At 72.1% G+C, this 26,963-nt stretch carries 27 protein-coding genes; 11 read left to right on the top strand and 16 right to left on the bottom strand.

The features are described from left to right. Nucleotides 1–19: 19 nt before the first annotated feature. Nucleotides 20–1,234, bottom strand: a complete 1,215-nt coding sequence (locus QFZ62_RS01410; RefSeq protein WP_307500974.1) for a D-alanyl-D-alanine carboxypeptidase family protein — start codon at nt 1,232–1,234, stop codon at nt 20–22. Further along, the gene (locus QFZ62_RS01405; RefSeq protein ID WP_307500973.1) at nt 1,231–2,040 is read right to left on the bottom strand and encodes an RNA methyltransferase; all 810 of its coding nucleotides are present in this window, start codon (nt 2,038–2,040) and stop codon (nt 1,231–1,233) included. Before QFZ62_RS01405 ends, QFZ62_RS01410 begins: the two co-directional genes overlap by 4 nt. Before the next feature lie 154 nt (nt 2,041–2,194). On the opposite strand from QFZ62_RS01405, the gene QFZ62_RS01400 reads away from it, so the two are divergent. Continuing rightward, on the top strand, nt 2,195–3,049 hold the full coding sequence (locus QFZ62_RS01400) for a Sir2 family NAD-dependent protein deacetylase (RefSeq protein WP_307500972.1): 855 nt from the start codon (nt 2,195–2,197) through the stop codon (nt 3,047–3,049). Next, the gene (locus QFZ62_RS01395) at nt 3,046–3,681 is read left to right on the top strand and encodes a histidine phosphatase family protein (protein WP_307500971.1); all 636 of its coding nucleotides are present in this window, start codon (nt 3,046–3,048) and stop codon (nt 3,679–3,681) included. Before QFZ62_RS01400 ends, QFZ62_RS01395 begins: the two co-directional genes overlap by 4 nt. Nucleotides 3,682–3,739: 58 nt before the next feature. Here the strand turns inward: QFZ62_RS01395 and QFZ62_RS01390 are convergent, their stop codons facing one another. Together QFZ62_RS01390 and QFZ62_RS01385 are read right to left on the bottom strand one after the other, a co-directional pair. After that, complete coding sequence (locus QFZ62_RS01390) at nt 3,740–4,834, bottom strand: glycosyltransferase family 1 protein (RefSeq protein ID WP_307500970.1); 1,095 nt, start codon at nt 4,832–4,834, stop codon at nt 3,740–3,742. Then, nucleotides 4,831–5,727, bottom strand: coding sequence for an alpha/beta fold hydrolase (locus tag QFZ62_RS01385; protein ID WP_307500969.1), 897 nt, complete (start codon nt 5,725–5,727; stop codon nt 4,831–4,833). The genes QFZ62_RS01390 and QFZ62_RS01385 overlap by 4 nt, the downstream gene beginning before the upstream one ends. 138 nt (nt 5,728–5,865) lie before the next feature. On the opposite strand from QFZ62_RS01385, the gene treS reads away from it, so the two are divergent. Beyond that, a complete protein-coding gene (gene treS / locus QFZ62_RS01380; protein ID WP_307500968.1) occupies nt 5,866–7,587 on the top strand; it encodes a maltose alpha-D-glucosyltransferase in 1,722 nt (573 codons plus the stop codon). A 10-nt stretch (nt 7,588–7,597) separates the two neighbouring features. Further along, nucleotides 7,598–8,299 carry a 3'-5' exonuclease gene (locus tag QFZ62_RS01375; protein WP_307500967.1) on the top strand — a complete coding sequence of 234 codons (702 nt, stop codon included), beginning with the start codon at nt 7,598–7,600 and terminating at the stop codon, nt 8,297–8,299. A 104-nt stretch (nt 8,300–8,403) separates the two neighbouring features. On the opposite strand, the gene QFZ62_RS01370 is transcribed toward QFZ62_RS01375, so the two are convergent. From QFZ62_RS01370 to glgA, 3 genes are all read right to left on the bottom strand, one after another. Then, a complete protein-coding gene (locus tag QFZ62_RS01370) occupies nt 8,404–8,658 on the bottom strand; it encodes a type B 50S ribosomal protein L31 (RefSeq protein WP_191146726.1) in 255 nt (84 codons plus the stop codon). Between the two features lie 133 nt (nt 8,659–8,791). Further along, on the bottom strand, nt 8,792–9,580 hold the full coding sequence (locus QFZ62_RS01365) for an ABC transporter ATP-binding protein (RefSeq protein WP_307500966.1): 789 nt from the start codon (nt 9,578–9,580) through the stop codon (nt 8,792–8,794). 87 nt (nt 9,581–9,667) lie between these two features. After that, nucleotides 9,668–10,852: a glycogen synthase gene (gene glgA, locus QFZ62_RS01360; protein ID WP_307500965.1), complete on the bottom strand. Its 1,185-nt coding sequence runs from the start codon at nt 10,850–10,852 to the stop codon at nt 9,668–9,670. Between the two features lie 46 nt (nt 10,853–10,898). Between glgA and QFZ62_RS01355 the strand changes: the two genes are divergently transcribed. After that, nucleotides 10,899–12,140, top strand: a complete 1,242-nt coding sequence (locus QFZ62_RS01355; protein ID WP_104289226.1) for a glucose-1-phosphate adenylyltransferase — start codon at nt 10,899–10,901, stop codon at nt 12,138–12,140. Continuing rightward, complete coding sequence (gene serB / locus QFZ62_RS01350; protein ID WP_373425929.1) at nt 12,137–12,835, top strand: phosphoserine phosphatase SerB; 699 nt, start codon at nt 12,137–12,139, stop codon at nt 12,833–12,835. The genes QFZ62_RS01355 and serB overlap by 4 nt, the downstream gene beginning before the upstream one ends. Nucleotides 12,836–12,877: 42 nt before the next feature. Here the strand turns inward: serB and QFZ62_RS01345 are convergent, their stop codons facing one another. Beyond that, nucleotides 12,878–13,834: a phosphotransferase enzyme family protein gene (locus QFZ62_RS01345; protein WP_307500964.1), complete on the bottom strand. Its 957-nt coding sequence runs from the start codon at nt 13,832–13,834 to the stop codon at nt 12,878–12,880. A 23-nt stretch (nt 13,835–13,857) separates the two neighbouring features. Continuing rightward, nucleotides 13,858–14,568 carry a 3-oxoacyl-ACP reductase FabG gene (gene fabG, locus QFZ62_RS01340; RefSeq protein WP_307500963.1) on the bottom strand — a complete coding sequence of 237 codons (711 nt, stop codon included), beginning with the start codon at nt 14,566–14,568 and terminating at the stop codon, nt 13,858–13,860. 120 nt (nt 14,569–14,688) lie between these two features. Between fabG and QFZ62_RS01335 the strand changes: the two genes are divergently transcribed. From QFZ62_RS01335 to QFZ62_RS01325, 3 genes are read left to right on the top strand one after another with little or no spacing between them, the layout of a single operon-like run. Beyond that, nucleotides 14,689–15,183, top strand: coding sequence for a DUF3099 domain-containing protein (locus QFZ62_RS01335; RefSeq protein WP_307500962.1), 495 nt, complete (start codon nt 14,689–14,691; stop codon nt 15,181–15,183). Continuing rightward, nucleotides 15,180–15,437 (top strand): hypothetical protein, encoded by a 258-nt coding sequence (locus QFZ62_RS01330; protein ID WP_307500961.1) that lies wholly within the window; start codon nt 15,180–15,182, stop codon nt 15,435–15,437. Before QFZ62_RS01335 ends, QFZ62_RS01330 begins: the two co-directional genes overlap by 4 nt. Next, on the top strand, nt 15,434–16,279 hold the full coding sequence (locus QFZ62_RS01325) for an SURF1 family protein (protein ID WP_307500960.1): 846 nt from the start codon (nt 15,434–15,436) through the stop codon (nt 16,277–16,279). Before QFZ62_RS01330 ends, QFZ62_RS01325 begins: the two co-directional genes overlap by 4 nt. A gap of 16 nt (nt 16,280–16,295) precedes the next feature. On the opposite strand, the gene QFZ62_RS01320 is transcribed toward QFZ62_RS01325, so the two are convergent. The 6 genes from QFZ62_RS01320 to sufB all read right to left on the bottom strand — a co-directional run bounded on the left by QFZ62_RS01320 (nt 16,296) and on the right by sufB (nt 22,187). Next, complete coding sequence (locus tag QFZ62_RS01320) at nt 16,296–17,894, bottom strand: ABC-F family ATP-binding cassette domain-containing protein (RefSeq protein ID WP_307500959.1); 1,599 nt, start codon at nt 17,892–17,894, stop codon at nt 16,296–16,298. Nucleotides 17,895–18,127: 233 nt separating this feature from the next. Beyond that, a complete protein-coding gene (locus tag QFZ62_RS01315; RefSeq protein ID WP_191149136.1) occupies nt 18,128–18,457 on the bottom strand; it encodes a metal-sulfur cluster assembly factor in 330 nt (109 codons plus the stop codon). Nucleotides 18,458–18,459: 2 nt separating this feature from the next. After that, nucleotides 18,460–19,230: a Fe-S cluster assembly ATPase SufC gene (gene sufC / locus QFZ62_RS01310; RefSeq protein ID WP_053774582.1), complete on the bottom strand. Its 771-nt coding sequence runs from the start codon at nt 19,228–19,230 to the stop codon at nt 18,460–18,462. Nucleotides 19,231–19,242: 12 nt separating this feature from the next. Beyond that, complete coding sequence (locus QFZ62_RS01305) at nt 19,243–19,563, bottom strand: non-heme iron oxygenase ferredoxin subunit (protein WP_045528105.1); 321 nt, start codon at nt 19,561–19,563, stop codon at nt 19,243–19,245. Next, nucleotides 19,560–20,768, bottom strand: a complete 1,209-nt coding sequence (gene sufD, locus QFZ62_RS01300; RefSeq protein ID WP_307500958.1) for a Fe-S cluster assembly protein SufD — start codon at nt 20,766–20,768, stop codon at nt 19,560–19,562. The genes QFZ62_RS01305 and sufD overlap by 4 nt, the downstream gene beginning before the upstream one ends. Next, complete coding sequence (gene sufB / locus QFZ62_RS01295) at nt 20,769–22,187, bottom strand: Fe-S cluster assembly protein SufB (protein ID WP_307500957.1); 1,419 nt, start codon at nt 22,185–22,187, stop codon at nt 20,769–20,771. A 306-nt stretch (nt 22,188–22,493) separates the two neighbouring features. On the opposite strand from sufB, the gene QFZ62_RS01290 reads away from it, so the two are divergent. Beyond that, on the top strand, nt 22,494–23,462 hold the full coding sequence (locus QFZ62_RS01290; protein ID WP_307500956.1) for a heme A synthase: 969 nt from the start codon (nt 22,494–22,496) through the stop codon (nt 23,460–23,462). Between the two features lie 203 nt (nt 23,463–23,665). On the opposite strand, the gene QFZ62_RS01285 is transcribed toward QFZ62_RS01290, so the two are convergent. Then, a complete protein-coding gene (locus tag QFZ62_RS01285) occupies nt 23,666–24,586 on the bottom strand; it encodes a heme o synthase (protein WP_307500955.1) in 921 nt (306 codons plus the stop codon). Nucleotides 24,587–24,760: 174 nt separating this feature from the next. Here QFZ62_RS01285 and tkt point away from each other — a divergent pair, with 174 nt between their 5' ends. Then, nucleotides 24,761–26,851, top strand: a complete 2,091-nt coding sequence (gene tkt, locus QFZ62_RS01280) for a transketolase (protein ID WP_307500954.1) — start codon at nt 24,761–24,763, stop codon at nt 26,849–26,851. Nucleotides 26,852–26,963: the final 112 nt, after the last annotated feature.

The raw sequence follows: 26,963 nt of genomic DNA, 5'->3' as shown, positions 1-26,963 counted from the left end.
CTCAGGGCGTCGCCGGCGGTCAGCCCAGCAGCTCGCCCGGGTTAGCGAGGCGCCACCAGCCGTCGGGGCCGGGGATCGCCCGGTCGAGCGCCAGCGGCACCCGCACGGTCTCCCCGCCGGCCGTGACCGTGGCCGTCCCCACCTCGGCGCCCGCCTCGGCCTCCGCCGTCGCGGATGCCTCCACGGTCGTCGTGACGGGCGTGTCAGCCCACACGAGGAGCGACTGGTCGGCCGTGCTCACGGCCTGCGCCGTCGCACCCCACGCGGTCGTGTAGTCGGCGAACGGCTCCCCCGCCGTCGCGACCTGCACCACGTGCATGTTGGCGGTCACGGTCGGCAGCAGCGCGAGCACCTGGCGCGCGAGCTCCGCGTGGTCCTGCGCCCCCAGGGTGACGCCGACGAGCGTCACCTCGCGGTCGCCCACCTTCGTGTCCACGGCCCAGAGGAGGCACTTGCCGGCCTGCTCGAGCGTGCCGGTCTTGATGCCGCGGAACCCGGGCACGGCCGCGAGCAGGTTGCGGTTCACGACGGCGCCCACGCCTGCGACGTCGGCGCTCCGCTCGTCGACGATGTCCGCGAGCACCGGGTCGGCCAGCACCATCTCCCCGATGCGGACGAGGTCGGTCGTCGTGCTCACCGTCTCGGGCGAGAGCCCCATCGCGTCGGCGACGTGCGTGCCCGTGAGCCCCTGCTCGGCGAGCCAGGCGTTCGCGGCCTCGACGAACGCGTCGTTCGACCCGAACGCCCAGACGCCGAGGGCCGCCGCGTAGTTGTTGGCGCTCGCGAGCAGCGCGCCCTCGAGGAGGTCGCGCTGCGACAGGCTCGTGCCGGGCACCGCCGGCTCGACGATGCCGTCCTGCTTCAGGATCTCGACGCGGAGCGCCTCGTCCTCGGCGGTGAAGGTGACCTGCGGCCCCTCCGCGCCGGCGGCCAGCGGCTTCGCGTGCAGCACGACGAGGGCGGTCACGGTCTTGGTGATGCTCGCCATGGGCCGCGGCACCGGCGCCGCGTCGTCCGTGGCCAGCACGCCGTCGAACCCGACCGCGCCGACGGCCGAGACGCCCCTCCCCGGCCAGGTCTCCGGGGTGGCGACGTTGACGACGGGATCCGGGGCCTCGACCTGCGCGACCGCGGCCGGCGGATCCGCCGTGAGGGTCACGGGGACGTAGACGCCCGCGGAGACGAGGAGCGCCGCGACGACGCCGGTGAGGGTGGCGCGGCGGGAGCGCCTCATGCCGCGACCCGCAGGGCGTAGAGCGCGACGGCGCTCGCCGCGGCCACGTTGAGCGAGTCCACGCCGTGGAGCATCGGGATCACGACCGTCGAGTCCGCGTGCCGGAGCGCATGGCGGCTGAGGCCGTCCCCCTCGGTGCCGAGCACGAGCGCGATCCGCTCGGGCGGATCCGCCGCGAAGGCGTCGAGGGTGACGGCGTCGTCCTCGAGGGCGAGCGCGGCCAGGTGGAACCCGGCCTCGTGCAGGAGCGGCGCGGCCTCCGACCACTCGGGCAGCCGCGTCCACGGCACCTGCAGGACGGTGCCCATGCTGACGCGGACGCTCCGGCGGTACAGCGGGTCGGCGCAGCGCGGGGTGATGAGCACGGCGTCGGCCCCGATGCCGGCGACCGCGCGGAAGATCGCCCCGACGTTCGTGTGGTCGACGATGTCCTCGAGCACCACCACCCGGCGGGCGCCGCGCAGCACGTCGGCGACGGCGGGCAGGGGCGGTCGGTGCATCGCGGCGAGCGCCCCGCGGTGCAGGTTGTAGCCCGTGAGCCGCTCGAGCACGGCGGCGGCGCCCACGAAGACGGGCACCTCGGGGAAGCCCTCGAGGAGCGGGGCGACGTCGTCGAGCCACTGCTCCTGCACGAGGACCGAGCGCGGCACGTGGCCCGCGGCGAGCGCGCGCCCCATGACCTTGGTCGACTCGGCGATGTACAGACCGCCCTCGGGCTCGCTCACGCGGCGGAGGGCCACGTCGGTGAGGCGCGAGTAGTCCTCGAGTCCCGGGGAGCCCAGGTCCTCGATGCGGTGGATGTGCACGCCGATCCTCTCTCCGTCCGCCCACGACGGGGGCGGCGCTTGTCGCGCGGAGCTTACACGGGGGCTTGCTGTCTAGACTCGGGAGCACCATGATGCCCTGCCCCGTCGCCGCCCGCGGACGGGATCGGGCGTCCGCTCGGCATCGGGAGGCCCCATGAGCACCGCTCTCCGTGACGATCCCCGACCCCCCGCGGGGTCGACGATCGCCGAGGCCGTCGAGCTGATGCGCGGCCGCCGCACCGCCGTCCTCACGGGCGCCGGCCTCAGCACCGACTCCGGCATCCCCGACTACCGCGGCGAGGGCGCCCCCAAGCGGAACCCCATGACGTTCCAGCAGTTCCGCAGCGAGGGCGACGACTTCCGCCGCCGCTACTGGGCGGGCGGCCACCTCGGCTGGAAGGCGTTCAGCTCCGCGCGCCCCAACGACGGCCATGCGGCGCTGGCCGACCTCGAGGCCGCGGGCGTCGTGGGCGGGATCGTCACGCAGAACGTCGACGGCCTGCACGAGCGCGCCGGGTCCCGCCGTGTCGTCGACCTGCACGGCTCGCTCGACCGGGTCCTCTGCCTCGAGTGCGGCCAGGCCTACGCGCGCTCCGCGATCGCCGAGCGGATCAGCGCCGAGAACCCGTGGCTCGACCAGCCCGACGCGGTGGAGCTGAACCCGGACGGCGACGCGCAGGTGCACGACGTCGACCGCTTCCGGATCCCCGTGTGCAGCGTCTGCGGCGGGATGCTGAAGCCGGACGTGGTCTTCTTCGGCGAGCTGGTGCCCACCGAGCGCTTCCGCGAGGCGAGCGCCATCGTCTCCGACGCGGACGTGCTCCTCATCGCCGGGTCGTCCCTCGCGGTCAACTCCGGCATCCGCCTGCTCGAGCTCGCCCGGAGGAGCCGCATGCCGATCGTGATCCTCAACCGCGGCGTCACCAAGGGCGACACCCGCGCCACCGTGCGCCTGGAGGGCGGCACGAGCGAGACCCTCCGCGCCATCGCGACGGAGCTCGCGTCGTGACGCGCATCGTCCTCGTCCGCCACGGCCGCACCGCCTGGAACGTGGAGCGCCGCGTGCAGGGGTCGAGCGACATCCCCCTCGACGACACCGGTCGCGCGCAGGCCGCCACCGCGGGCGCCCTCCTCGCCGAGGCGGTCGCGGGCGACGCGGGCTGGGACGCGATCCATGCGAGCCCCCTGAGCCGTGCCTTCGAGACCGCGTCGATCATCGCCGAGCACCTCGCGCTCGGCGGCGCCCCCACGACGGGCCCGCTGCCGGAGCCCGCGCTGGCCGAGCGCCGCTACGGCCTCGCGGAGGGGCTCACGCACCAGGAGATCGAGGCGCGCTTCCCCGACGGCGACGTGCCGGGGCGCGAGACCGTCGAGTCCGTGACCGAGCGGGCGGGCGCCGCGCTCCTCCGCCTCGCCGAGATGCACCCCGGCGGGTCGATCATCGCGGTGTCGCACGGCGGGGTCATCGCGGCGCTCGCGCGGAGCCTCGACGCGTCCCTCGTGGGCCGCCCCGGCCCCATGATCGAGAACGGCTCGGCCCACACGTTCGGCGTGGTCGACGGCGAGCTGTCGCTGCTGCGCTTCGGCGGCGTCGCGGACCTCGGGGCCATCGCCGACCTCGACACCGCGCGCCGCGCCTGACCCGCGTCACCCGCACGCGGTCCCGGCACGTCGCCGGATCGGCGGTCCGGTCGCGCGCTCAGGCGCCTCGGCGCCCCGTGCGCGCGACCTGCTCCAGGAGGTCGCCGAGCACCGCGGCCGAGCGGCCCCAGCCGTACTCGGCCGCGCGCGCGGAGCACGCCGCCGAGCGCCGCCGCCACTCCGCCGGGTCCTCCAGCGCGCGCACGGCCGCGGCGAACCCCTCGGGGTCGTCGGGGTCGACGTACACGGCCGCGTCGCCGCCGATCTCGCGGAAGATCGGGATGTCGCTGACCACGACCGGCAGGCCGACGCTCATCGCCTCCACGACCGGGATGCCGAAGCCCTCGTCACGCGACGCGGTGAGGAGCGCGGTGGCGCGGCGCAGGGTCGCGGCGTACTCGGCGTCGCTCGCGCCGTCGCGGAAGACCAGCCGGGCGCCGTCGGCCAACGCCTCCAGCCGCTCGCGCTCCGCCGGGACGATGCGGCTCATGAGCTCCAGCTCGTGCTCGGGCAGGTCGTCCGCCGCGCGCACGAGCGTCTCGACGTTCTTGTAGGGCATGTACGAGCCCATGTAGACGAGCGTCCGCTCCTCCGGGGCGTCCCGCGGCCCGTCCGGCGTCCCGTCGGGGGCGGGCACGAGCTCCGCCGCGTTCGGCACCACGACCACGGGCCGGGTCGTCAGCCGGTGGCGGCGGATGAGGCCGCGCGTCGTCTCGCTCACCGTGACGATCGCGTCCGCCCGGTCGAGCAGGAGCCGCTGGGGCCACCACGCCAGGTGGAACGCGCGCCACAGGGCACGCACGGGCGCGGGCAGGTCGCGCGGCGGGCGGCGGTGGCGGTAGTAGATGAGGTCGTGCAGCGTGAGCACGAGCGGGTACGTGCGCCCGCGCGAGCCCATGGTCTGCATCGGGCTGTAGACGACGTCCGGTCGCAGCCGGGAGATCCGGCGCGCGACCCACGGCTCGCGGGGCCCGGTGGGCGAGCTGACCATCTGCCACGGGAGGTCGGGCAGGAGCGCGAGCTGGCGGTGGTCGCTGATGAGCATGGTCACGTCGAAGCGCGCGCCCAGCCGCGCGACGAGCTCGGCGCCGTAGCGGCTGATCCCGTCGTGCCGGCCGATGCGCGTGTACCGGCAGTCGAACACGAGCCTCACGACGCGCTCCCCTCGTCGAGGAAGCGGCGGACGAAGCCCGCGGCCTCCCCCGGCGTCTCGTAGTGGATGAGGTGCCCGACCCGCGGGATCACCTCGAGCCGCGCGTCGGCGAACAGCGTGCGCAGGCGGTGCTGGGCCGCGACGGGGGTGATGTCGTCGCGCTCGGCGGCGACCAGCAGCACGGGGATCCGCACGCGCGACGCGTACGTGCTCGCGTCCGACGACACCGACGCGCGGAAGGCCTCGAGCACCACGCGGCGGTCGCTGAAGGCGCTGAAGAAGCGGTCGTGCTGGTCGTTGATCCACCGGCGGAGGCCGCGGTCGCGGGTCTTCGCCATGGCCTCGCTCATCACGCGCACGATGGCGCGGTTGCGCAGCAGGCCGAACCCCGCGCGCTCGGGCAGCACCGCGGCGGCGCGGTAGTAGAGGACGGCGAGGCGGGTGAGGATCCCGCGCGGCCCCTCGAGCGCGGGCGCGGCGATCGGGTTCACGAGGACCGCCCGCGGGGCGGGCAGCCCGTCGGCGAGCGCGGCCGACACGACGATGGACCCGAACGAGTGCCCGAGCACGGTCGCGTCGCGCGTGCCCGTCGCGTCGACGAACGCGCGGAGCCACGCGGAGTAGCCGGGGATGTCGTGCCGCGCGTCCGCGAGCGGCGTCGAGTCGCCGAAGCCCGGGAGGTCGGGCGAGAGGATCCGCACGCCCGGCAGCTGCGCCACGACCGGCTCGAGCCCGTGGTGGTCCCCGCGGAACCCGTGCACGACGACGAGCACCTGCTCGGCGTCCGCGGGCCCGTACTCCCACCAGGCGGTGCGGCTCCCGAGGAGGTCGACGGTGCGGCGGACCACGGGGATGCGATCGAGCTGGGCGGCGTAGGGCGAGGGGACGGTCATCGGGGTCGAGTCTACGAGCGGCGGCCGCCCGCGCCCCCGGGCGCGCCGGGCCTCCGGCGCTCGTCCGCCCCGCCTAGAGTTGCCCACGAGCCTTCCCCGCCCTTCCGTCGACGCCCCGTCGCCCCCACGAGGAGAACCGTGAGCTTCACCGCCCCCATCACCCTGCCCGGACTCACCCTCGACAAGCAGTGGTACAAGCGCTCGGTCTTCTACGAGGTGATGATCCGCTCCTTCGTCGACTCCAACGGCGACGGCACGGGCGACATACAGGGCCTCATCTCCAAGCTCGACTACCTGCAGTGGCTCGGCATCGACGGCCTGTGGCTGCCCCCGTTCTTCCAGTCCCCGCTCCGCGACGGCGGCTACGACATCAGCGACTACATGGCCGTGCTGCCCGAGTTCGGCACCCTCGACGACTTCAAGGAGCTCGTCACCAAGTCGCACGAGCGGAACATGCGCATCGTCATCGACCTCGTGATGAACCACACGTCCGACCAGCACGAGTGGTTCCAGCAGTCCCGCTCCGACCCGGACGGCCCCTACGGCGACTTCTACGTGTGGAGCGACACCGACGAGAAGTACGAGGACATCCGCGTCATCTTCGTCGACACCGAGGAGTCCAACTGGACCTTCGACCCGGTGCGCCGCCAGTTCTTCTTCCACCGCTTCTTCTCGCACCAGCCCGACCTCAACTTCGACAACCCGAAGGTGCACGAGGCCATCTACGGCGTCATCCGCCACTGGCTCGACATGGGCGTCGACGGCCTCCGCCTCGACGCGATCCCGTACCTCTACGAGACCGAGGAGGGCAACGGCGAGGGCGAGCCCGCCACCCACGAGTTCCTCAAGCGCCTGCGCGCCATGGTCGACGAGGAGTACCCGGGCCGGATCCTCATCGCCGAGGCCAACCAGTGGCCCCGTGAGGTCTCCGCGTTCCTCGGCACCGAGGAGGAGCCGGAGTGCCACATGGCGTTCGACTTCCCGATCATGCCGCGCATCTTCTACTCCCTCCGCTCGCAGACCGCGGACGAGCTGAAGCGGATCATGAGCGAGACGTTCGAGATCCCGGACGCGGCGGCGTGGGGCGTCTTCCTCCGCAACCACGACGAGCTCACGCTCGAGATGGTGAGCGAGGAGTACCGCCAGGCCATGTACGGCTGGTACGCGTACGACCCGCGCATGCGCGTCAACATCGGCATCCGGCGCCGCCTGGCCCCGCTCCTCGACAACTCGCGCGCCGAGCTCGAGCTCGTGCACGCGCTCCTGTTCTCGCTGCCCGGCAGCCCGTTCCTCTACTACGGGGACGAGATCGGCATGGGCGACAACATCTGGCTCCCGGACCGCGACGCGTCGCGCACGCCCATGCAGTGGACCCCGGACCGCAACGCCGGCTTCTCCACCGCCGACCCGGGGAAGCTCTACCTGCCCGTCGTGCAGTCGCTCGTCTACAACTACGCGCAGATCAACGTGGAGTCGCAGCTCGCGCAGTCCCGCTCGCTGCTGCACTGGGTCCGCAACGTCATCCACGTGCGGAAGGCGCACCCGGTGTTCGGCCAGGGCACCATCACGGTCCTGCCGACCGACCACGAGAGCGTGCTCGCGTTCGTGCGCTCCTACGAGGGCAGCGGCACGCACTTCGGCGACCGCGCCGAGGACGTGCTCTGCGTCTTCTCGTTCGCGCACAACCCGGTCTCGGTCACGATCGACGCGTCGGACTTCGCGGGATCCCAGCTGTACGACCTGTTCGGCGGCGGCGTCTTCCCGACCGTCGGCGACGACGGCCGCCTGACCCTCACACTCGCCACGCAGAGCTTCTACTGGCTGCACATGGGCGCGCCCGCCATCGGCGGTCGCCCGTAGCATCTACAGGATGACCTCCCGCTGGCACGACACCCTGGCCTCGTTCGACCTCGAGACGACGGGGGTGGACGTCGAGACCGCGCGCATCGTCACGGCGTGCATCGTCGTGCTGGACGAGCGGGGCGAGGTCCTCGAGCGCCACGACTGGCTCGCGGACCCCGGCGTCGAGATCCCCGCGGGCGCCGCGGCCATCCACGGCGTCACGACGGAGCGCGCGCAGGCGGAGGGGCGGGACGCCGCGGCCGTGGTGCTCGAGATCGTGACCACCATCCGCGAGATGTTCGCGCGCGGCCTCGCGCTCGTCGTCTACAACGCGCCCTACGACCTCACGCTCCTCAACCGCGAGGCCGTGCGGCACGGCGTGGAGCCGCTCCGGGACACCGGCCCCGTCATCGACCCGCTCGTCATCGACAAGGCGGTCGACACGTACCGCCGCGGCAAGCGCACCCTGTCCGTCGCGGCCGAGCACTACGGCGTGCGGCTCGACGACGCGCACGACGCGGGCGCCGACGCCATCGCCGCGGGCCGCGTCGCCCAGGCCATCGCCGGGCGCTACGCGGACCAGCTCGACATCCCCGTGCTCGACCTGCACGACCGGCAGGTCGACTGGTCCCGCGTCCAGGCCGAGAGCTTCCAGGACTACATGCGCCGCACGCGCGACCCCGCCTTCACGACGTCGGGCGCGTGGCCGGAGCGGCACGTCGGATCCTGACCCGCCGCCCCCGGCGCTGCACCGTGCCCGGTCCGCGGCACGACGGGGACGACGAAGGGCGCCCGGCCGGAGCCGGGCGCCCTTCGTGCTGCAGCGGGTGGCTGCTACTTCTTGCCGAAGCCCGCGTAGCGCGAGTTGAACTTCTCGACGCGGCCGGCGGAGTCCATGATGCGCTGCTTGCCCGTGTAGAACGGGTGCGAGGCGCTCGAGATCTCGACGTCGATGACGGGGTACGTGTTGCCGTCCTCCCACTCGATGGTCTTCGAGCTGCCCACGGTGGAGCGCGTGAGGAAGGTCTCACCGGAGGCGAGGTCGCGGAAGACGACCGGGGCGTACTGGGGGTGGATGGCGGTCTTCATCGGGGGTGTCCTTCGTCGTTTCTGGTGTCTGCGTGGGAAGCGTGGGCGGCCGGGATGATCACCGGACCAGTGGACGAGCCTACCAGACGGGTGCCCGCCGCGGGTCGGCGCGCCGGAGCGCGCCGGGACGGGATCAGGAGCGGACGGCGCGGGCGGTGAAGCGCCCGTCGTCCTGCGTGACCTCGAGCTCGAGGCCGAAGGTGCGCCCGAGGGTCTCGACCGTGATGACGTCCCCGAGCGGGCCGGCTGCGACGACCTGGCCCTCGCGCAGGAGCAGGCCGTGCGTGAACCCGCGCGGGATCTCCTCCACGTGGTGCGTGACCATGACGATGCCGGGCGCCTCGGGTGCCGATGCGTAGCCGCCGAGGAGCTGCAGGAGCTCCTCGCGGGCGCCGAGGTCGAGGCTCGCGGCCGGCTCGTCGAGGAGCAGGAGCTCGGGGTCCGTCATGATCGAGCGGGCGATCTGGACGCGCTTCTGCTCGCCGTCGCTCAGCGTCCCGAAGCGGCGCTGCTCGAGGTGGTCGAGGCGCCATTCCGCGAGCACGCGCTGGGCGCGGCGCACGTCGATGTCCTCGTAGTCCTCGTTCCAGCGGCCGGTGACCGAGTACGCCGCCGTGAGGACCACGTCGAGCACGGTCTCGTCGGCGGGGATGCGCCGGGCCATGGCGGTGGAGGCGAAGCCGATGCGCGAGCGCAGCTCGAACACGTCGACGCGGCCGAGCTCGTGGTCTAGGACCGTGGCCGTGCCCGAGGACGGGTGCACCATGGCGGAGGCGATCTGCAGGAGGCTCGTCTTGCCCGCGCCGTTCGGCCCGAGGACGACCCAGCGCTCGTCGCCGTCCACCGTCCAGTCCACGCGGTCGAGGATGGTCGTCCCGTTCCGGACGAAGGACACTCCGGACAGGGAGAGGACGTGGCTCATGCCCACGAGTCTACCGGCCCGGACCCCGCGTGCGGCCCGCCCGGGAGAGGTCCGCGGACGACCCGGCGGGGCCTGGCCGACGCGCGGTCAGCGCAGGATCGACGCGTAGATCGCCTCGGTCTGGCGGGCGATCCGGTCCCAGCCGAACTCGCGCTCGGCGCGCACCCGGCCGGCCTCGCCCATGCGGCGGGCGGCGTCCGGATCCTGCACGACCTCGGTGAGGGCCGCGGCGAGGTCGCGGACGAACCGCTCCGGGTCGGTGGGCGTCCCCGTGCCGTCGGTGGCCTGGTCGATGGGGACGAGCCGGCCGGTGACGCCGTCGTCGACGACCTCGGGGATCCCGCCCGTGGCGGTGCCCACGACGGGCGCGCCGCACGCCATGGCCTCGAGGTTCACGATGCCGAGGGGCTCGTAGACGGACGGGCAGACGAAGACCGTGCCGGCTGTGAGCACGGCGGACAGCTCGCGACGCGGCAGGAGCCGGTCGATCCAGACGACGCCGGAGCGCTCCTCCTGCAGGCCGCGGACGAGGGCCGTGACCTCCTCCATGATCTGCGGGGTGTCCGGCGCCCCCGCGCAGAGCACCATCTGCACGTCGGCGGGCAGCAGCGCCGCCGCGCGGAGGAGGTAGGGCAGGCCCTTCTGCCGGGTGATCCGGCCGACGAACACGACCGAGGGGCGCGACGGGTCGATGCCGAGGGAGCGGACGAGCTCGTCGTCGTGCACGGGCGCCCAGGCCTCGAGGTCGATCCCGTTGTAGACGGTGTGCACGCGGTCCTCGTCGAGCGCCGGGTACGAGCGGAGGATGTCGCGCTTCATGCCGTCGCTGACGGCGATGACGGCGTCGGCCGCCTCGTAGGCGGTGCGCTCGATCCAGCTGGAGACGCGGTAGCCGCCGCCCAGCTGCTCCGCCTTCCACGGCCGGAGGGGCTCGAGGCTGTGCGCGGTGACGACGTGCGGGATGCCGTGCAGCATCGACGCCACATGGCCCGCGTGGTTCGCGTACCAGGTGTGGGAGTGGACGACGTCGGCGCCCGCGACGTCGCTCGCGATGGCGAGGTCGACGGCCATGGTCTGCAGCGTCGCGTTGGCGCCCGCGAGCTCCGCGGGGACCGGGTAGGAGAAGACGCCGGGCTCGTCCCGCGGCGCCCCGAAGGCGCGGACGACCACCTCGGTCTGCTGGCGCATGGCCTTCACGAGCTCCGTGACGTGCACGCCGGCACCCCCGTAGACCTCGGGCGGATACTCCTTGGTGATCACGTCTGCTCGCATTGGTCGAACGCTAGTACATGCCCTGGCGTGCATCTACGCTGGGGCAATGGCATCGAAGAAGATCTTTGGAATCGTGCTCGCCGGCGGCGAGGGCAAGCGGCTCATGCCGCTCACCGCGGACCGGGCCAAGCCCGCCGTCCCGTTCGGCGGGCAGTACCGGCTGATCGACTTCGCGCTGTCGAACCTCATCAACTCGGGGCTCACGCAGATCGTCGTGCTGACCCAGTACAAGTCGCACTCCCTCGACCGCCACGTGTCGCAGACCTGGCGCCTCAACCAGATGCTCAACTCCTACATCGCCTCGGTGCCCGCGCAGCAGCGGCTCGGCAAGCGGTGGTTCAGCGGGTCGGCCGACGCCATCCTGCAGAGCCTCAACCTCATCAACGACGAGAAGCCCGACATCGTCGTCGTGGTCGGCGCCGACCACGTGTACCGCATGGACTTCAGCCAGATGATCGACGCTCACATCGCGTCGGGGCGCGGCGCCACGGTCGCCGCCATCCGGCAGCCCATCGAGCTCGCCGACCAGTTCGGCGTGATCGACACCGATCCCGCGAACCCGGCCGCCATCCGGGCATTCCTGGAGAAGCCGAAGGACCCGGTGGGGCTCGACGACTCCCCCGGCGAGGTGCTCGCCTCCATGGGCAACTACGTGTTCGACACCGACCAGCTCATCGACGCGGTGCGCCGCGACGGCGAGAACGCCGAGTCCGCGCACGACATGGGCGGCGACATCGTCCCGTGGTTCGTGGAGCAGGGGAACGCCGGCGTCTACGACCTCAACCGCAACGAGGTCCCCGGCGCCAACGACCGCGACCGGTACTACTGGCGCGACGTCGGCACGATCGAGTCCTTCTTCGACGCGCACCAGGACCTCATCTCGGCGCTGCCGGTGTTCAACCTCTACAACAAGGACTGGCCGATCTTCAGCCAGCAGCTCAACAGCCCGCCCGCGAAGTTCGTCCGCGACGCGCAGGGCAACACCGGCACGATGATCGACTCCATCACGTCGCTCGGCGGCGTCATCAGCGGTGCGCACGTGGAGCGCAGCGTCCTCGGCCCGTGGGTCATCGCGGAGTCCGGCGCGCGGATCGTCGACTCGATCGTGTTCGACAAGGTGCACATCGGGGCGGGAGCGGACATCCGTCGCGCCATCCTCGACAAGGACGTCGAGGTCGCGCCCGGCGCGACGGTCGGCGTCGACCACGACCGCGACCGCGAGCGCGGGTTCACCGTGACCGACGGCGGCATCACCGTCGTGGGCAAGGGCGTGCGCGTCACCCCGTGAGCGCCGTCCTCCCGATGACGCCGACGCCCGCGGCGCCGACGTCCGTCGCGCGCACCCACCCGCGCATGCTCGTCGTGCTCGACGTCGACTCCACCCTCATCGAGGACGAGGCCATCGAGCTGCTGGCCGCGGAGGCGGGCTCGCTCGAGCAGGTCGCCGCGGTCACCGACCGGGCGATGCGCGGGGAGCTCGACTTCGCCGAGAGCCTGCGCTCGCGGGTGGCGACGCTGGCGGGGCTGCCCGACGCGGTGCACGCGACGGTCGGCTCCCGGATCCGCCTCACGCCCGGCGCCGAGCGGCTGGTCGCGGGGCTGCACGACGCCGGCCACGTCGTCGCCGTCGTCTCGGGGGGCTTCCACGAGCTGCTGGATCCGCTCGCCGAGCGCCTCGGGCTCGACCTCTGGCGGGCGAACCGGCTCGAGTCCGTCGACGGGCGCCTCACGGGCCGGGTCTCCGGTCCCGTCATCGACGCGGCGGCCAAGCGCGCGGCCGTCGAGGAGTGGAGCCGGGAGCTCGAGATCCCGCTCGCCCGGATCGTCGCGGTGGGCGACGGTGCCAACGACCTCGAGATGATGGCCGTCGCCGGCCTGTCGGTCGCGTTCGACGCGAAGCCGGCCGTCCGCCGACGCGCGGACGTGTGCGTCGATCGCCGCGACCTCGCGCAGGTCCTCGCGCTCCTCGGCCTCCCCAGCTGACGCGGCCGTCGCGGCCGTCGCGGCGGCCGCGGCGGCCGCGGGTCAGCCCGCGACGACCGCGCGGGCGATGGCCGCCAGCTGCGCGATGTTCGCGGGCATCCGCTCCCGCTCCGACGGCAGGCTCGCGAGGTGGGTCACGTTGTCGAGGTACGCCAGGAAGATGAAGGCGCCGAAGCGCTCGTCCGGGACGCCCGTGCTGCCGCCCGCGGCCGTGTAGGCGCGGTGGAACTGGGCGCGCTGCCGGGGCGCCAGGTACATGATCGCCGCGGCGACGTCGAGGCCCGCGGGACCCAGCCCGCACCGGTCGAAGTCGATGACGGAGACGCCGGTGGGCCCCTGGATCAGGTTGCCCGGGTGGTAGTCGCCGTGCACCATGATCGGCGGCCCGGCCTGCGCGAGCGTCGCGCGCAGCTCCGCGATCGCCGCGGCCAGCGCCTCCGCCGTGGAGCCGTCGGCCATGATGCCGGGGTAGCCCTCGACCAGGCGCTCGAGCCGCGTCGTCGCGTAGTCGGCGTCGTAGCGGCGGCGCTGGCCCGCGAGCGCGACGGCGGCCGGATCCGCGCCCGCGGCGTGCAGGGCGGCCAGCGTCTCGGCGAACGGCCCCGCGTCCGAGGACGCGGGGAGGCTGCTCAGCATCTCGCCGTCGTGCCAGGTGAGGAGGGTCGCGAGGCGCCGCTCCACGCGGCCGCCGGATGCGCCGACCACCGCGCGGCGGAGGCCCACCTCGTCGTCGTCGGGGACCGGCACCTCGACCGTGGCCGTCCAGGATCCGGCGCGCGTGCGCTGCGGGACCGGCACCGACGGGCCGCCCCGGGCGGCGAGCATCGCCAGCCAGTCGAGCTCCAGGTCGATCTCGTGCTGCTGACGGCGCGCGACGTGCAGGCGCAGCAGGTACCGGGCTCCGCCGTCGACGTCGACGCGGTAGGCGTGGTTGTGCGTGGCCCCCAGCTCGGTGAGCACGGCGGGACCCGCGTCCCAGGCCGCCAGGAGGTCGGACACGGCGCGCTCCTCGGCGAGCGGCGTCAGTGGCCCATGCCGAGGCCGCCGTCGACGGGGATGACCGCGCCGGAGATGTAGGCCGCCTCGTCGGAGGAGATCCAGGCCACGACGCCCGCGACCTCGGCGGCCGTGCCGTAGCGGCCGGCGGGGATGGACTTCTTGTACTCCGCGGCGGTGGCCTCGGGCAGCTCGGCCGTCATGTCGGTCTCGATGAAGCCGGGGGCGACGACGTTGGCGGTGATGCCGCGGCCGCCGAGCTCGCGCGTGATCGAGCGGGCGAGGCCGACCAGACCGCTCTTGGACGCGGCGTAGTTGACCTGGCCGCCGGACCCGTAGAGGCCGACGACGCTGGAGATGAGGACGATGCGCCCGAAGCGCGCCTTGAGCATGCCCTTCGACGCGCGCTTGACGACGCGGAAGGCGCCACCGAGGTTGGTGTCCACGACCTCGGTGAAGTCGTCGTCGCTCATGCGCATCATGAGCATGTCGCGCGTGATTCCGGCGTTGGCGACCACGACCTCGACGGGACCGTACGCGGCCTCGACCTCCGCGAAGGCGCCGTCCACGGACGCCGCGTCGGTGACGTCCGCGCGGACCGTGAAGCTACCCTCGGGGCCCTCGCCCGAGCGGGCCGTGACCGCGACGCGGTGTCCGCGGCGGAGCATCTCCTCGGCGATCGCGAACCCGATCCCCCTGTTGCCTCCGGTGACGACGACGGTGCGTGCGATGCTCATGTGGGGACCTTCCATTACGGCTTGGAGGGGGCTTGCGGACTCGGACGAGCCTATCGGTGGGTCGGCGTACCCTGGTTCCGATGGGGCGCGCGACGCGCCCCCGAAGGACGCCATCCACCCATGCCCACCCCGCAGCAGTCGGTCACCAGCCTCCCCCGGTCCCCGCAGGAGGACCGCCATGCCCGCATGGTGAAGTACACCATCGCCATGACCATCCGCATGGTCTGCATCCTGTCCTGCCTCTTCCTCGAGGGTTGGTGGCTGGCCGTCGCCGCCATCGGCGCCGTGGTCCTCCCCTACTTCGCGGTCATCCTCGCGAACGTCGGCGGCAACCAGGGCACCGCGGTCGAGCGTCCGGGCGGCGTCGTGGCCGTGTCCGCGCGCCACTCCGGGTTCCCGCCGCCGGCCGAGGCCTCGGCGCCCGCCGCGGGGTCGACGCCGTTCGCGGCATCCGCACCGTACGCGTCCTCCGAGCCCTCCATGCCGTCCGAGCCGTTCACGATGCCCGCGTCCTTCACGACGTACGAGACGGGGCGCGGCCCGACGCCGACGACGGGGGCCCGACCTGCTCCCGCCGGGGACGCCCCCACGTCCGAGAACCCCGACGCGACGTGAGCGGTCTCGCCTCCTGGGGCCTCGGGTCCGCCGGGCCGTCGTCCGACGTCGTCGAGTGCTCGCGCGCCGGCTGCCGTGCGGACGCCGCCTGGCGCGTCGAGTGGCGCAACCCGCGCATCCACACCGCCGACCGGGTGAAGACCTGGACGGCGTGCGACGAGCACGTCGGCTTCCTCCGCGACTTCCTGGCCGGCCGGGACTTCCCCGTGCGCGTGGCCGCCGTCGACGCACCCGTCGAGGGGGCGATCCCGTGACCCGCTGGCGCTTCGTGCTCAACCGGCGCTGGGCCGGGTACCTCCTGGTCGCCGTGGTCTTCGCGATCGCGTGCGTGCTGCTCAGCCACTGGCAGTTCGCGCGTCGCGACGAGGCGCTGGCGGAGATCGCCAAGGTCGAGGACAACTGGGACAGCGCGCCCCTGCCGGTCGACCAGGTGCTCGCCGACACCTCCTCCTACGTCGACACGCAGAAGTGGACGCCCGTCAGCATGACCGGCACCTACCTGGTCGACGAGCAGCTCCTGGCGCGCAACCGCCCCTTCAACGGCCAGCCCGGCTTCGAGGTCCTCACCCCGCTCCGCCTGGAGGACGGCCGCGTCTTCGTGGTCGACCGCGGCTGGGTGCCCATCGGCAACTCGCAGGACTCCCCCGACTCCGTGCCCGCGCCTCCCGAGGGCCAGGTCACGGTGACCGCGCGGCTGAAGGCGGGCGAGCCGGAGCTGCCGGGCCGCTCCGCGCCCGCCGGGCAGATCGCCACGGTGCACCTGCCGGACATCGCCGGTCGCGTGGACGCGCCGACGTACACCGGGGCCTACGGGCTGCTGATCTCCGAGAGCCCCGCCCCCGCCGAGGCCGCGCCGTTCGCGACGCCGCGCCCGGCCGAGGACGAGGGCCCGCACCTGTCGTACGCGTTCCAGTGGATCGTGTTCGCGATCATCGGCTTCGCGGGCCTCGGCATCGCGGTGCGCAACGAGTACCGGATCATCAACGCGGACGACCCCGAGGAGCAAGAGCGCGAGCGCGCCCGTCAGGCCAAGCGCGCCCGGAAGCGGCCGTCGGACGCGGACGTCGAGGACCGGATCCTGGACGACGCGCGCTGACGCACGCTCGCGGGGATCAGGCCAGCTCGATGAGGTCCATGTAGTCGGGGCTCCAGTGGTCCTCGGTGCCGTCCGGCATGATGAGGACCCGCTCCGGGTTGAGCGCCTCGACCGCGCCGGAGTCGTGGCTGACGAGCACGACGGCGCCCGAGTACGTGTTGAGCGCGCCGAGGATCTCCTCGCGGCTCGCGGGGTCGAGGTTGTTGGTGGGCTCGTCGAGCAGCAGCACGTTGGCGCCGGACACGACGATCATCGCCAGCGCCAGGCGGGTCTTCTCGCCGCCCGAGAGCACACCCGCGGGCTTCGCCGAGTCGTCGCCCGTGAAGAGGAACGAGCCGAGGACGCGGCGCGCCTCCATCTCGGAGATGTCGGGCGAGGAGGAGACCATGTTCTCCAGCACGCTGCGCTTGACGTCGATCGTCTCGTGCTCCTGCGCGTAGTAGCCGACACGCAGTCCGTGGCCGGGCTCGAGCCGCCCGGTGTCGGGCTGGTCGACCCCCGCGAGGATCCGCAGCAGCGTCGTCTTGCCGGCGCCGTTGAGGCCGAGGATGACCACCTTGCTGCCGCGGTCGATGGCGAGGTCCACGGCCGTGAAGATCTCGAGCGAGCCGTAGTTCTTGCTGAGGTCGCTCGCCATGAGCGGCGTGCGCCCGCAGGCCACGGGCTCGGGGAAGCGCAGCTTCGCGACGCGGTCGACCGCGCGCACCTCCTCGAGGCCGGAGAGCATCTTCTCCGCGCGCCGCACCATCTGGTGCGCGGCGGCGGCCTTCGACGCCTTGGCGCCGAACTTCGCGGCCTGCAGCTGCAGGACGCCCGCCTTCTTCTCGACGTTGGCGCGCTCCTTCTTGCGGCGCTCCTCGTCGGCGGCGCGCTGGCGCTGGTAGTGCTTCCAGCCCATGTTGTAGATGTCGATGACCATGCGGTTCGCGTCGAGGTAGAAGACGCGGTTCACGGTGTCGCCGACGAGCTCCACGTCGTGGCTGATCACGATGAGCCCGCCCTGGTACCCCTTGAGGAACTCGCGGAGCCAGGTGACGGAGTCGGCGTCGAGGTGGTTGGTGGGCTCGTCGAGGAGCATCGTGTCGGCGCCGGAGAAGAGGATGCGCGCGAGCTCGATGCGGCGGCGCTGGCCGCCGGAGAGCGTGCTGAGCGGCTGGTCGAGGATCCGGTCGGGCAGGCTGAGGTTGCTCGCGATCGACGCGGCCTCCGCCTCCGCGGCGTACCCGCCGAGTGCGACGAAGCGCTCCTCGAGACGGCCGTAGTCCTTCATCGCCTTCGCGGAGACCTTGTCGTCGGTCGACGCCATGTCGATCATCGCGCGCTGCATGTCGAGCGACAGCGTGCCCAGGCCGCGGGCGTCGAGGATGCGCGTGCGCGCCAGGTCCTCCGGGTTGCCGGAACGCGGATCCTGGGGCAGGTACCCGATCTCGCCGGAACGGTCGATGCGGCCGCCCGTGGGCTGGCCCTCGCCCGCGAGGATCTTGGTCAGCGTGGTCTTGCCCGCGCCGTTGCGGCCGACGAGGCCGATCTTGTCCCCCGGGCTCACCCGGAACGAGACGTCCTCCATGAGGACGCGGGCGCCGACGCGCAGCTCCAGGTCGTGTACAGCGAGCACGGTGAGGGGTCCTTCTGATCAGCGGATGTCCCACGGTCCGTGGGAGGAGGGCGACCCGCAGCAGAGGGGGTCGAGCCCGGTCGGTCGAGGGCGTCCATCGGACCCGACCGGTCCAGTGTACGAGACGCGGGCGTGGAGGGCCCGCCGGGGCGGGGAGCGCGGCCCGGGCCCGCACGACGACGGCCCCACCCGGGCGGGTGGGGCCGTCGTCGTCGCGGCGCGGGCCGCGGGTCTCAGATCGAGAAGCCGAGCGCCCGCATCATGTCGCGCCCGTCGTCGGTGATCTTCTCGGGGCCCCACGGCGGCATCCACACCCAGTTGATGCGGAACGCGGCCACGACGCCGTCGAGGGCCTCCGCGGTCTGCTCCTCGAGCACGTCGGTCAGCGGGCAGCCCGCGGACGTCAGCGTCATGTGGATGATGAGGGCGTCGTTCTCGTCGTCCCACGCCAGGTCGTAGATGAGGCCGAGGTCGACGATGTTGATCCCGAGCTCGGGATCCATCACGTCCTTCAGCGCCTCCTCGACCTCGTCGAACTTCTGCGGGGGCAGCGTGCTCTGCATGGTCACGCCGTCACCGTGGTGGAGGGCGTGAGGAAGCGGTCGTAGCCCTCCTCCTCGAGGCGGTCGGCCAGCTCGCGGCCGCCCTGCTCGGCGACCCGCCCGGCCACGAATACGTGGACGAAGTCGGGCTGGATGTAGCGGAGGATGCGCGTGTAGTGCGTGATGAGCAGGAGCCCGAGGCCCGTGTTCGCCTTCGCGCGGTTGACGCCCTCGGACACGATCTTGAGCGCGTCGACGTCGAGGCCGGAGTCGGTCTCGTCGAGCACCGCGAACTTCGGCTTCAGCAGCTCGAGCTGCAGGACCTCGTTGCGCTTCTTCTCGCCGCCGGAGAAGCCCTCGTTGACGTTGCGCTCCGCGAACGCGGGGTCCATCTTGAGCGCGGCCATGGAGGTGCGGACGTCCTTGATCCAGCCGCGGATGGCCGGGGCCTCGCCGTCGATCGCCGTCTTCGCCGTGCGGAGGAAGTTCGTGGTCGTGACGCCGGGGATCTCGACCGGGTACTGCATGGCGAGGAACAGGCCCGCGCGGGCGCGCTCGTCCACCGTCATGTCGAGGACCTCGACGCCGTCGAGGGTGACGGAGCCGGAGTCGACGTGGTACTTGGGGTGGCCCGCGATGGAGTACGCGAGCGTGGACTTGCCCGAGCCGTTGGGGCCCATGATCGCGTGGATCTCGCCCTCGTTGATCGTGAGGTCGACGCCCTTGAGGATCTGCTTGCGGCCCTGCTCGGTGTCGACGCTGACGTGCAGGTCGGTGATGGTGAGTGTTGACATCGGTGCGTTCCTCTAGCTCTTCGGGGTGGTGTCGATGTGGATGTCGCCGTCCACGATGGACACGGGGTAGACGGGGACGGGCTCGTACGCCGGCAGCGTGCGCGGCTTGCCCGTCTCGAGGGAGAACTTGGACCCGTGCGCCCAGCACTCCAGGGTGTCGCCCTCGACGAAGCCCTCGGCCAGCGAGATGTCGCCGTGCGTGCAGGTGTCGCCGATGGCGTGGACCGTGCCCGACGAGTCCTTGACGAGCGCGATGGCGAGGCCCTCGATCTCGATCCGGAGCGCCTCGTTCTCCCCGAGCTCGTCGACGGCGCAGATGCGGACGGCGGTCATCGGGCCACCGCGCCCGTGGTCGTGCCGGACAGCTCGGCCTCGATGGCGGCCTGGAGCCGCTCCTCGAGGTCCGGGACGCCGATCTGCTGCACGATCTCGCTGAGGAAGCCGCGGACGACGAGGCGACGCGCCTCCTCCTCCGTGATCCCGCGGGCCTGCAGGTAGAACAGCTGCTCGTCGTCGAAGCGGCCGGTGGCGCTCGCGTGACCGGCGCCGGCGATGTCGCCGGTCTCGATCTCGAGGTTCGGGACCGAGTCGGCGCGCGTGCCGTCCGTGAGGACGAGGTTGCGGTTCTGCTCGTAGCTGTCGGTGCCGGGCGCGGAGCGGCGGATCAGCACGTCGCCGACCCAGACCGTGCGGGCGCCCTTCCCCTGCAGCGCGCCCTTGTAGGTGACGCGGCTGCGGGTGTTGGGAGCATCGTGGTCGACGTAGACCTGCTGCTCGAGGTGCTGGCCGGCGTCGGCGAAGTACACGCCGAGGAGCTCGCCGTCCGCGCCCTCGTTCGAGAGGTGCGCCGAGGGGTTGACCCGGACGATGGAGCCGCCGAGCGTCACCACCACGTGCTTGAGCTTCGCGTCGCGGCCCACGACGGCCTGGTGCGCGGCGAGGTGGCGCGCCTCGTCGTCCCACTGCTGGACGCTGACGACCGTGAGCTCGGCCTGGTCGCCGACGACGATCTCGACGTTCTCGGCGAGCGATGCGGAGCCGGCGTTGTCGAGGATGACGACGCCGCGGCTGAACGGCGCGGCCGTGATGACGGTGTGCGCCGCACGCGGCGCGGAGCCGAGCTCGGAGCGGCCGACCGTGACGGTGACCGGCTCCTCCCCCGAGACCTCGATGGCGAGCGCCTCGCCGAAGGACGACCATGCGTTCGCGGCCGCGCGGTCCTCGGGAGCCCCGGCGGTGCCGACGCGCGCGTCGTCCCGCGGGATCCACGAGACTGACGTGCCCGCGGCCTCGGTGCTGGTGACCGGGTAGCGCGAGCCGTCGAGCTCACCCGAGATGAGGTCGTCGAGACGGCGGACGGGCGTCAGCTTCCAGACGGCCTCGCGGCCGGTGACCGCGTCGAACGCCTCGACATCGGTGGAGGTGAAGCGCTCGGAGCGGGTCTGGATGGGGATGACGCCCCACCCCCCGTCGGTGTGCGCGCGGGCGCCGTTGCCGATGGGGGCGACGGCTTCTGTGGTGGCGAGTGGGGTCGTCATCTAGCCGACGGATCCTTCCATGCCCATCTCGATGAGCTTGTTGAGTTCGAGCGCGTACTCCATGGGCAGCTCTCGGGCGATGGGCTCGATGAAGCCGCGGACGATCATGGCCATGGCCTCGTCCTCGGGCATGCCCCGGCTCATCAGGTAGAACAGCTGCTCCTCGCTGACGCGGGAGACGGTGGCCTCGTGGCCGAGCTGGACGTCGTCCACCCGGATGTCGATGGCCGGGTAGGTGTCGGACCGCGAGATGGTGTCGACCAGCAGCGCGTCGCAGCGGACGGTGTTGGCGGAGTGGTGCGCCGCCGCGTCCACGCGGATCTCGCCGCGGTACCCGGCACGGCCGCCGCCGCGGGCGATGGACTTCGAGACGATCGACGACTGCGTGTACGGCGCCATGTGCACCATCTTCGCGCCGGCGTCCTGGTGCTGGCCGGGGCCCGCGAACGCGACCGACAGGGTCTCGCCCTTGGCGCGCTCGCCCATGAGGTAGATGGAGGGGTACTTCATCGTGACCTTGGAGCCGATGTTGCCGTCGATCCACTCCATGGTCGCGCCCTCGGCCGCCGTCGCGCGCTTGGTGACGAGGTTGTAGACGTTGTTCGACCAGTTCTGGATGGTCGTGTAGCGGACGCGGGCGTCCTTCTTCACGATGATCTCGACGACCGCGGAGTGCAGCGAGTCGGACTTGTAGATGGGCGCGGTGCAGCCCTCGATGTAGTGGACGTAGCTGCCCTCGTCCGCGATGATCAGCGTCCGCTCGAACTGGCCCATGTTCTCCGTGTTGATGCGGAAGTAGGCCTGCAGCGGGATCTCGACGTGGACGCCCTTGGGCACGTAGACGAAGGAGCCGCCCGACCACACGGCCGTGTTCAGCGCCGCGAACTTGTTGTCGCCCGCGGGGATGACGGAGCCGAAGTACTCCTTGAACAGCTCCGGGTGCTCGCGCAGTGCCGTGTCGGTGTCCATGAAGATGACGCCCTGGTCCTCGAGGTCCTTCTGGATCGAGTGGAAGACGACCTCGGACTCGTACTGGGCCGCGACGCCGGAGACGAGGCGCTGGCGCTCCGCCTCGGGGATCCCGAGCCGCTCGTACGTGTTCTTGATGTCGTCGGGCAGGTCGTCCCACGTCTGGGCCTGCTTCTCCGTGGAGCGCACGAAGTACTTGATGTTGTCGAAGTCGATGCCGGACAGGTCGGCACCCCAGGTCGGCATGGGCTTCTTGCCGAAGAGCTCGTAGCCCTTCATGCGGTTGGCGAGCATCCACTCGGGCTCGCTCTTGCGCCGCGAGATGTCCGCGACGACCTCGGGCGAGATGCCGCGCTTGGCGGAGGCACCGGCGACATCGGAGTCGGACCAGCCGAACTCGTACTGCCCCAGGCTCTCGAGCTCCGGTCGGTCGATGAGCACATCTGACATGGCTACCTGCTTTCCTGACGATCTGGGCGTATCAGCGCCGTATCGGCATTCCCCCGCACGGCGACGCCGCTTCGGTGACGAGAGGAAGACTGTGGGTGTCCGGGATGCGGCGGCTTCACGCCTCGCACCCCTCTTAGGATGAACACGAACGCGGGTGGACTTGTTCCCGCCGTCCTCGCTGACGTGCCGGATGCTGCAAGCCCCGACGTGTTCCATGAACCACCCGATTCTACGGGCAATCCAGCGGGCGCGGAAGGCAGGCAGTGACTCACGGCACCGATGCGGGGCAGTCTTCCCAGTGGGAGCGTGCTAGGTCAGACCACCATGGTCGCGAGGCGGCTGCGGGAGCGGCTGCCGGACGGGATCACCCGCACGACGCGGTTCCTCGTCTGGACGACGCTGGTGGTGCAGACGCTCGTCGTCGGCACGGGCGGGCTCGTACGCCTCACGGGCTCGGGCCTCGGCTGCCCCACCTGGCCGCGCTGCACCGCGGACTCCTTCGTCTCCACGCCGGAGATGGGCGTCCACGGGGTCATCGAGTTCGGCAACCGGCTCCTCACCTTCCTGCTCGTGATCGTCGCGATCGCCACGTTCCTCGCCGTGCTCCGCCTCCGGAACCGCGGCCGCGGGCTCTTCTCGATCGCGCTGGCCATCGGCCTCGGGATCCCGGCGCAGGGAGTGATCGGCGGCATCACCGTGCTCACCGGCCTCAACCCCTACATCGTCGGCCTGCACTTCGTCGTGTCGGTGGTGCTCGTGGTGCTGTCGACCGTGCTGGTGTGGCGCACCTACCACCGGCTCGACGAGGCGGAGCGCTCCGTCCCGGCGTCGTTCCTCCGGATCGCCCGGGCCACGGCGGTCGTCGTCGGGATCACGATCCTCGTCGGCATCGTCGTGACGGGGTCCGGTCCCCACGCGGGCGACCAGGGTGCGGCGCGCAACGGCCTGGACCCGGAGCTGCTGCAGCACGTCCACAGCTGGCCGGCCTACGCGACCCTCGGGCTCACCGTGGTCCTCGTCGTCCTGGCCGCGCGCCACCGCTGGACCGTCGTGTCGCGCTGGACCCGGGTGCTGCTCGGGGTGGAGCTGGCGCAGATCGCCGTCGGCCTCATCCAGGCGCGCACGGGACTCCCGGAGTTCCTGGTGGGGCTCCACATGGTGCTCGCCTGCCTGCTGGCCTCCGCCATGACGGCGACGCTGCTGAGCACGACGCGGCGCGCCGACACGCTCCGCATCACGCCCGCCGAGGTGCGGCGGTCCGCCCACGTGGGCTGAACCCCCTCCCCGTCCGTCGACGCCCGCCCGAGCACCGCTCGAGGCGGGCGTCGTCGCGTCCGGCGGGACGGGGATGCCCGGGCGGTGCGGAGACCGGTCATGAGCAGCTCGGCCAGCGGGCGTCAGCGGGACTCCGCGGAGCTCACGGGCGTGGGACCGTCGGGCGTCCGCGGGGACTCAGCGCGACGCGGGGACCGCGCGGATCAGAACGGGAGCAGCGGGTCGATGCCGACCGCGAGGAACAGCAGCGAGAGGTACGAGATGGACGCGTGGAAGACGCGCATCGGCTTGATGGGCTCGTGCCGCACCGCGAGGTCGTAGAGGCGGTGCGTCTCGTACACGAACCAGCCGCCGCCCGCGAGGGCCGCGAGCGTGTAGACGAGGCCCATGTCGGCGACCGGGATGAGCAGGAGCGAGCAGGCGAGCGTGGCCCACGCGTACAGGATCGTCTGGAGGCCCACGGCGGCGCGGCCGCGGACGACGGCGAGCATCGGCACGTTGACCGAGGCGTAGTCGTCGCGGTACTTCATGGACAGCGGCCAGTAGTGCGGCGGGGTCCAGAGGAACACGATCATGAAGAGGATGACGGGCGCCCATGAGATGTCGCCCGTGACGGCCGCCCAGCCGATGAGGACGGGCATGCAGCCCGCGGCCCCGCCCCACACGATGTTCTGCGGCGTGCGGCGCTTGAGCCACAGCGTGTAGACGAAGACGTAGAAGAGGATCGCGGCGAGCGAGAGCGCGGCGGCGAGCCAGTTCGCGATGACGCCGAGCCACACGATGCTGGCGACGCCGATGATCCACGCGAAGACCAGGGCCTCGCGGTCGGTGAGCTCGCCGGTGACGAGGGGGCGGCGCTGCGTGCGCTTCATGACGCGGTCGATGTCGCGGTCGATGTAGCAGTTGAAGGCGTTCGCGCTGCCGGCGCTGAGCGTGCCGCCGATGAGGACGCCGAGGACCAGCCAGAGGTCCGGGAGGCCGCCCTGCGCGAGGATCATGACGGGCGCGGTGGTCACGAGCAGGAGCTCGATGACGCGCGGCTTCGTCAGTGCGACGTACGCCTTGGTCTTCCTCGCCACGCCGATCGTCTCCCGATCGACCCGACTCTGCACCGCAACGTTCATCGCACCTCTAACTCGCCGGACATTCCCTCCCCATGGTAGGCCACGGCACCTGCGAGCCGAGCCGCGCGGGGCCCGTCACGAGGGCCGCCGGAACACCGAGGGGCAAGTGGGTGTTCCCTATACTGATAGGCGGTCCGGCTGGGCCTCCCCCATCTTCAGAAGGGCTAGAACCAAGTGGCAGCATTGCAATGGGACCCCATCGACAGCAAGGCGGTCGACACCGCACGGATCCTCGCCGCGGACGCGGTCGAGAAGGTCGGAAACGGTCACCCCGGCACCGCCATGAGCCTGGCCCCGGCGGCCTACCTCCTCTTCCAGAAGGTCATGCGCCGCGACCCGTCCGACAGCACCTGGATCGGTCGCGACCGCTTCATCCTCTCGGTGGGCCACAGCTCGCTCACGCAGTACACGCAGTTCTTCCTCGGCGGCTACGGCCTCGAGATCGAGGACCTCCAGGCGCTCCGCACGTGGGACTCCAAGACCCCGGGCCACCCCGAGTACGGCCACACCGACGGCGTCGAGATCACCACCGGCCCCCTCGGCCAGGGCCTCGCCTCCTCCGTGGGCTTCGCCTACGCCGCCCGCTACGAGCGCGGCCTCTTCGACCCGGAGACCCCGGCCGGCGAGAGCCCCTTCGACCACTTCGTGTACGTGATCGCCGGCGACGGCGACATGCAGGAGGGCATCACCTCCGAGGCCTCCTCCCTCGCGGGGCACCAGGAGCTCGGCAACCTCATCGCGATCTACGACAGCAACCAGATCTCGATCGAGGACGACACCGACATCGCCTTCACCGAGGACGTCGCCGCGCGCTACGAGTCCTACGGCTGGCACGTCCAGCTCGTCGACTGGAAGAAGACCGGCGAGTACGTCGAGGACGTCCAGGAGCTGTTCGACGCCGTCGAGGCCGCCAAGGCCGAGACGCGCAAGCCGTCGCTCATCATCCTGAAGACGATCATCGGCTGGCCCTCCCCGAAGAAGCAGAACTCGGGCAAGATCCACGGCTCCGCCCTCGGCGCCGAGGAGCTCGCGGCCGTCAAGGAGATCGTCGGCTTCGACCCCGAGAAGAGCTTCGAGGTGCCGGACGGCGTCCTCGAGCACACCCGCCAGGCGGTCGAGCGCGGCCAGGAGCAGCACCGCGAGTGGGACGAGAAGCTCGCCGCGTGGGCCGAGGCGAACCCGGAGCGCAAGACGCTGCTCGACCGCGTCCTCAAGGGCGACGCCCCCGAGGGCCTCGACGACGCGCTCCCCGTGTTCCCGGCAGGCAAGGCCGTCTCCACGCGAGCCGCGTCGGGCAAGGTCATCAACGCCATCGCCGAGGTCATGCCGGAGCTGTGGGGCGGCTCCGCCGACCTCGCCGAGTCGAACAACACGACCATCGAGTCGGCGCCGTCCTTCGTGCCGGCCGAGCGCTCCACCGACATGTGGAAGGGCGACCCCTACGGCCGCGTCCTCCACTTCGGCATCCGCGAGCACGCCATGGGCGCGATCCTCAACGGCATCGTCCTCCACGGCAACACGCGCCCCTTCGGCGGCACGTTCCTCATCTTCAGCGACTACATGCGCCCGGCGGTCCGTCTCGCCGCGCTCATGAAGGCGCCGTCGATCTTCGTCTGGACGCACGACTCGGTCGCCCTCGGCGGCGACGGGCCGACGCACCAGCCGGTGGAGCAGCTCGCCAGCCTCCGCGCCATCCCGGGCCTCGACGTCATCCGCCCCGCGGACGCCAACGAGACCGCGCAGGCGTGGAAGGCCATCCTCACGCGTCGCATGGGACCCGCCGGCATCGCGCTCTCGCGCCAGAACCTGCCCGTCCTCGAGCGCGGCGCGGGCGAGGCCACGGCCACCGAGTTCGCCTCGGCCGCCGGCGTCGCCAAGGGCGCGTACATCCTCGCGGACACCGAGGGCACGCCCGACGTGATCCTCATCGCCACGGGCTCCGAGGTCCAGTTCGCCGTCGAGGCCCGCGAGGCCCTCGCCGCGGACGGCGTCCAGGCCCGTGTCGTCAGCGCCCCGAGCCTCGAGTGGTTCGAGGAGCAGGACGCGGCGTACAAGGAGCACGTGCTCCCCGAGGCCGTCGCCGCGCGCGTCTCCGTCGAGGCGGGCGTCTCGCTCTCCTGGAAGCAGTACGTCGGGCACCACGGCCGCAGCATCTCGATCGAGCACTTCGGCGCCAGCGCCGAGTACGAGGTCCTGTACCGCGAGTTCGGCATCACGACGGAGGCCGTCGTGGCCGCCGCCAAGGAGTCCATCGCCTCCCTCTAGAAGCTGACGAGGAGCGGGGCGGCCGAGCTGCTCCGCTCCCCGCCGGCTCGCCCCGACCGACCCGCCTCACAGGCGGCCGGACGGGTCCCGGGAGGGGCGGCGGACCCGCCCC

Origin of the sequence: Clavibacter sp. B3I6, assembly GCF_030816895.1 — a bacterium.
In the GTDB taxonomy this organism is placed as follows: domain Bacteria; phylum Actinomycetota; class Actinomycetes; order Actinomycetales; family Microbacteriaceae; genus Clavibacter.
Note: the sequence above shows the minus strand (reverse complement) of the source record. Positions and strands in the feature narration are given on the sequence as shown.

Coding starts and splice junctions, on each gene's coding strand:
- QFZ62_RS01410 (WP_307500974.1), bottom strand. CDS start 1,234: ATGAGGCGCTCCCGCCGCGCCACCCTCACCGGCGTCGTCGCGGCGCTC.
- QFZ62_RS01400 (WP_307500972.1), top strand. CDS start 2,195: ATGAGCACCGCTCTCCGTGACGATCCCCGACCCCCCGCGGGGTCGACG.
- QFZ62_RS01385 (WP_307500969.1), bottom strand. CDS start 5,727: ATGACCGTCCCCTCGCCCTACGCCGCCCAGCTCGATCGCATCCCCGTG.
- QFZ62_RS01375 (WP_307500967.1), top strand. CDS start 7,598: ATGACCTCCCGCTGGCACGACACCCTGGCCTCGTTCGACCTCGAGACG.
- QFZ62_RS01370 (WP_191146726.1), bottom strand. CDS start 8,658: ATGAAGACCGCCATCCACCCCCAGTACGCCCCGGTCGTCTTCCGCGAC.
- QFZ62_RS01365 (WP_307500966.1), bottom strand. CDS start 9,580: ATGAGCCACGTCCTCTCCCTGTCCGGAGTGTCCTTCGTCCGGAACGGG.
- glgA (WP_307500965.1), bottom strand. CDS start 10,852: ATGCGAGCAGACGTGATCACCAAGGAGTATCCGCCCGAGGTCTACGGG.
- QFZ62_RS01355 (WP_104289226.1), top strand. CDS start 10,899: ATGGCATCGAAGAAGATCTTTGGAATCGTGCTCGCCGGCGGCGAGGGC.
- fabG (WP_307500963.1), bottom strand. CDS start 14,568: ATGAGCATCGCACGCACCGTCGTCGTCACCGGAGGCAACAGGGGGATC.
- QFZ62_RS01335 (WP_307500962.1), top strand. CDS start 14,689: ATGCCCACCCCGCAGCAGTCGGTCACCAGCCTCCCCCGGTCCCCGCAG.
- QFZ62_RS01315 (WP_191149136.1), bottom strand. CDS start 18,457: ATGCAGAGCACGCTGCCCCCGCAGAAGTTCGACGAGGTCGAGGAGGCG.
- sufC (WP_053774582.1), bottom strand. CDS start 19,230: ATGTCAACACTCACCATCACCGACCTGCACGTCAGCGTCGACACCGAG.
- QFZ62_RS01305 (WP_045528105.1), bottom strand. CDS start 19,563: ATGACCGCCGTCCGCATCTGCGCCGTCGACGAGCTCGGGGAGAACGAG.
- sufD (WP_307500958.1), bottom strand. CDS start 20,768: ATGACGACCCCACTCGCCACCACAGAAGCCGTCGCCCCCATCGGCAAC.
- sufB (WP_307500957.1), bottom strand. CDS start 22,187: ATGTCAGATGTGCTCATCGACCGACCGGAGCTCGAGAGCCTGGGGCAG.
- QFZ62_RS01285 (WP_307500955.1), bottom strand. CDS start 24,586: ATGAACGTTGCGGTGCAGAGTCGGGTCGATCGGGAGACGATCGGCGTG.